General features: G+C 41.4%; 4 protein-coding genes. 1 reads left to right on the top strand and 3 read right to left on the bottom strand.

Annotated features, from left to right (window positions below; genetic code table 11):
* Positions 1 to 794: 794 nt before the first annotated feature.
* Together AB4Z45_RS32705 and AB4Z45_RS32700 are read right to left on the bottom strand one after the other, a co-directional pair.
* Complete coding sequence (locus AB4Z45_RS32705; protein ID WP_441913807.1) at positions 795 to 1,583, bottom strand: IucA/IucC family C-terminal-domain containing protein; 789 nt, start codon at positions 1,581 to 1,583, stop codon at positions 795 to 797.
* A gap of 1 nt (position 1,584) precedes the next feature.
* Complete coding sequence (locus AB4Z45_RS32700; RefSeq protein ID WP_441913806.1) at positions 1,585 to 3,549, bottom strand: ABC transporter substrate-binding protein; 1,965 nt, start codon at positions 3,547 to 3,549, stop codon at positions 1,585 to 1,587.
* Positions 3,550 to 3,706: 157 nt separating this feature from the next.
* Between AB4Z45_RS32700 and AB4Z45_RS32695 the strand changes: the two genes are divergently transcribed.
* Complete coding sequence (locus AB4Z45_RS32695; RefSeq protein WP_441913805.1) at positions 3,707 to 4,051, top strand: hypothetical protein; 345 nt, start codon at positions 3,707 to 3,709, stop codon at positions 4,049 to 4,051.
* 92 nt (positions 4,052 to 4,143) lie between these two features.
* On the opposite strand, the gene AB4Z45_RS32690 is transcribed toward AB4Z45_RS32695, so the two are convergent.
* Positions 4,144 to 4,236, bottom strand: a complete 93-nt coding sequence (locus AB4Z45_RS32690) for an IS3 family transposase (RefSeq protein WP_441880815.1) — start codon at positions 4,234 to 4,236, stop codon at positions 4,144 to 4,146.
* Between the last annotated feature and the right edge of the window lie 12 nt (positions 4,237 to 4,248).

Genomic DNA, 4,248 nt, shown 5'->3' with positions numbered 1-4,248 from the left:
GGTATATTGAATGTACATAGAAACCTTCCTTTCGAAGATGGTTGGGTGGTACCTCCATTTTACCAAAGGTTGGTTTCTTTGTTTTTTACAGATTTCAAAACTTTGAAGAGGGTGCCTCTAAAGCCTATGGCTTTTGGGACACCCTCATTCAACAAATAATTCCTAAAAAGTCGCTTTGCAGCAAAATTACATGGAGCTTTTCCAGCTAAATTAAAATTAGCAGGAAAAGCTCCTGCTATTTGTGGTGTGAGCAGCCCAAATTAGCAATTAACAGGATTTTCTCCTGCTAATTCAACTCATAATCGTTAAAAAGCCGCTTTGAAGCAAAATTACATGGAGCTTTTCCTGTTAATTAACTCAAATAAGCGCGCAGCTTAAAATTAACTGGAGCTTTTCCTGCTAAATATAAAATAGCAGGAAAAGCTCCTGCTATTCACTATTTGTGGTGGAAGCATCCCCATGAGAATATGTTCTACATTCAAAAAAATTTATAAAAGAGTTACACAACTCCCTAGCGGACGCCGCCGAAATGACTCCTTTAACTGCCATTACTTCGCTCAAATGTTCATAGCTGTAACAGGAGAAACCATTCTTTCCTATTTAACATAAATTCGAATGAATAATGCTTGTAAGCTGCTTAAGAAATCCCGAGCTTCAGCTTTATGACACCAGCCGTCAAGTCGCATATGTGGAATCGATTTATATTCCAAAATCCCTTATATATTAAGAACCAATAAATAAAAAAAGCAACCGCCTTGCCCCAAAAGGTGACAAGACGATTGCTCAATGTCCAGCTATTTATGGCATTCGAAAGGTTTCGGGCAAGCTCTGCAATATTCCGCCGAAGACATTTCATAATAGAAGCAGCAGGTTTTGCGAATATCAGGCAGATCGCTCATCGTACCTAAATTCGTTTTGCTCATAAACCTCGTAAACGGATTGCGGCGTTCTCCAAATAAGCTTGCTGGTGCAGTCTGCGTTATATACGTGAAATCCTCATGAAGTCGTTGTAAGATTGCCGGATTCGTTTCCTCCTCTAGTCCGTCCTCATAAAGCGGAGAAATTCGAACCATCGCATTCTCCCATAAGATTACTATAGGTATTCCGCCAACCATAGATAAAGCACGAAATAATGGAGAAATATGCTCTGCAAAAAGTTCTCTTATTACCTGATCCCGCCACTCTTTCCGCTCCCCAGCTACCGGTTCCGTAACGCTTGGTTGTTCTTCAAAGCTTAAATTAGGAAACTTGGATTTCGTCACATTGAACTCGCTGTCGCTAGGTGAAACCAAGCGGCAATTGTCCAACATCATGGTCGGATTCTTGTTGTATACCGTCATTGCATACAGAACAGGAGCAACGACTAGATAAGCATATCGCTTCGCGAGCATCGACGCAGTTACTCTTCTTGATGGCGAAGCTATTTCGCTCCCTAGCCGATCCAGATAGGTTTCGCATAGCTCCTTATTCAATAAATTTCTTGAATAAATGGAGCGATTAGCGGAGTCAGTATTATTCTCATAAGAGAAGTTATATCTGCTTTTTAAATTACCCCACTCCGACTTTGAAAGCGTTGCTGGCATGTTATGCCTTACCAAGGAAGATTTCTGCTACCCGGTCAACAATCATATTAATGGCAATCGGGCCATAATAGGCAATCCATATGTTTGAATCCACATCATAGACTTGATTGTTTTTCACAGCCTCAACATTTTTCCACGTTTCCGTCTTCTGGATTTCGTCCACTGCCGCCTTGAACATATCATCTTTTACGAGGAAATAATGATTAGCGCCAACCTCCGGGAAAGCCTCTAATGCAATTTCATAAGCGGTATCCTTTTCCTTCAAAACCGATTCTGGGGCATTCAAGCCTAAATCATTGTATAAAATAGCTCCTGTACGGTGGATTGGTGTATGTATCCGTATCCCCTCATCACGTGGACGCGCTAATGCAACAGTCTGATCTCCTAGCTTAGCCTTTAGCTCTACCTTCAGCTTCTCTGTTTTCTCGTTGTAGGCCTCCAAGACTGCCTTCGCTTCTTCAGACTTCCCTACAATTTTTCCAAAAGTATCTAATGTGACGCGCCAATCCTCATTAAATTCGAGCATGATCGTTGGAGCAATTTTGGACAAGCTCTCATACACTTCTTCTTGGAATTCCGTACAAATAATTAAATCGGGTTCCATGGCTGTAATAGCTTCAAGGTTGGGCTCATCCCTTGTACCGAGCAATTTAACATCCTTCAGCTTATCCATTAAATAAGCCGGGAAGTCTGTTTTATCTGCCGCAGCTTTTACACTGCCGGCCGGCTGCTCTTCTAAAGTTACCAATTGATCCACAAATTTTGTATCAAGCACCGCAATTTTAAGTGGGCGCTGCTCCAGTGTTGTTTCGCCCTTCATATGTTTAATAACAACAGGATACGCCTGTTGCGCTGTCTGCGATACATTTGTATTTGTAGAAGCTACACTAGATTCAGCTCCAGCTGGACTAGCCCCTCCCGTATTGTTTCCCGTGCTATTTCCCGTCGAACATGCACTCAACAATAAAATTAAACTGAGCATCAAGCTAACCGCTAAAATCGACCTCTTACTCCTATTCATCCGTATAACTCCTCCGTCTAATTGTTGATAATGATTATCACAATCACTATCATACGAAAGAGAATTATCTGCGACAATGGAATTTTGCGACATAGAGGATGAACTTATCCGACGGTGCTTTCTGAAGTAAAGAGGAGAAACGCCAATATGCTTCTTAAAGGCTCGGCTAAAATAATAACTATCACCATAACCTACTGATTCTGCAATGGCTTTAAGCGGCATATTCGTATTCAATAACATCGTTTGCGCATGATCCATTCGAACCTGAATGAGATACTCCAGTGGCCCAATCCGAAGCTGCGCTTTAAATAATCGCTGCAGCTTTCTCTCATTGCAATGAAGAGTACTCGCCAATTCTTGTAAACTGATTGTCTCAGCATAACGTTCCTCCATGAAGCGAATCGTTTGGCTGACGTAATCCGGCTGAGTCTTGGCTGTACCCTCAGCGGCATGGAGCTGCTTCATAAGATCATATACCAATTGGTGAAACAACGCTCTCACATGAAATCTTTCCAATTGAATATCGAGCATCCAGTGCGAATACATTTGCTCGACTCTCGTCAGAAGACCCAGCGGATAGGCAGGGGCAAAACCGTATTGCATTTGAAAAGGATTATTGTCTCTATATACATTTAACAGTTCTTTACGAGCTGGTAAAACGAGGACTGCTTTGTAAAAAATAAAATAATAATCGAGTTTTTCATTCACTTGCACAATATCAATCGTAGCGCCTTTTCCGGCATGGCATACATAAAAACGATTCACCATATGCTCCATTCCGTCGATGAGAATTTTTGCATCACCAGCAGCAGCGAATAAGAAGGCACTAGCTGGCAATCGGAAGCCTTGCAAACTCTCACCCGATCGCAAAATAGACCGACGAACATCAAGCACCCTTATAGCAGCATGATTCCATAATGGTATATGTTCCTGTAATGTCATCATGTTCACCTTCCATGTCTATTTACAATTTCCACCTCTCTTATTATAATAATAATCATTCTCATTATCAAAACATTCTTGCTCCGCATCTCGAAATCACCCTTACAATAATTGTAATTGTGTTATAATAGGTTTTCAAAACAGGAAGGGGAGATTCGTAATGGAAACGATCGAAATTGTTGCTGTGAGTGCATTAGTTCTATCCGTCCTGTTTGGGCTGAAAGTGTTCAGCTTGCAGAGACAGGTTGACGAAATAAAATTGGAGCTTCAACGGGCTAACAATCACTCGGATTTTTCGGGATCACTCAAGCCAAACCTGAATTCCCCTCCTTCCTCACCCGGTATGACTCGCAACAACGCCACTATAAATATCGATGATAGATTACGCATGCTGGTTGCTTCAGGAAAGAGAGTTCAAGCAATTAAAGAGTTTAGAAAAAAAAGTGGCGTCAGCCTCAAAGAGGCCAAGGACTACGTAGACGACTTAGAGCATCATCAATATTGATCTGAATAAACTATTGTTCTTCATCATTTATCCAATTCAAAAGCAAAGTGAACTGCACCCCGTCAAGTAGACAATACAAATAATAAAACCTGTTAAACGGCCTTAGTCCTAAACTCCATTGGACTGAGGCCGTTTAGTTTTGCCTGTAATCGTTCGTTGTTGTAAAAGTGGATGTAGGCTTCAATGTCCCGTTCAAG

Source organism: Paenibacillus sp. MCAF9, from assembly GCF_052114265.1.
Classification (GTDB): Bacteria; Bacillota; Bacilli; order Paenibacillales; family Paenibacillaceae; genus Pristimantibacillus.
This window is presented reverse-complemented; position numbering and strand designations above follow the sequence as displayed.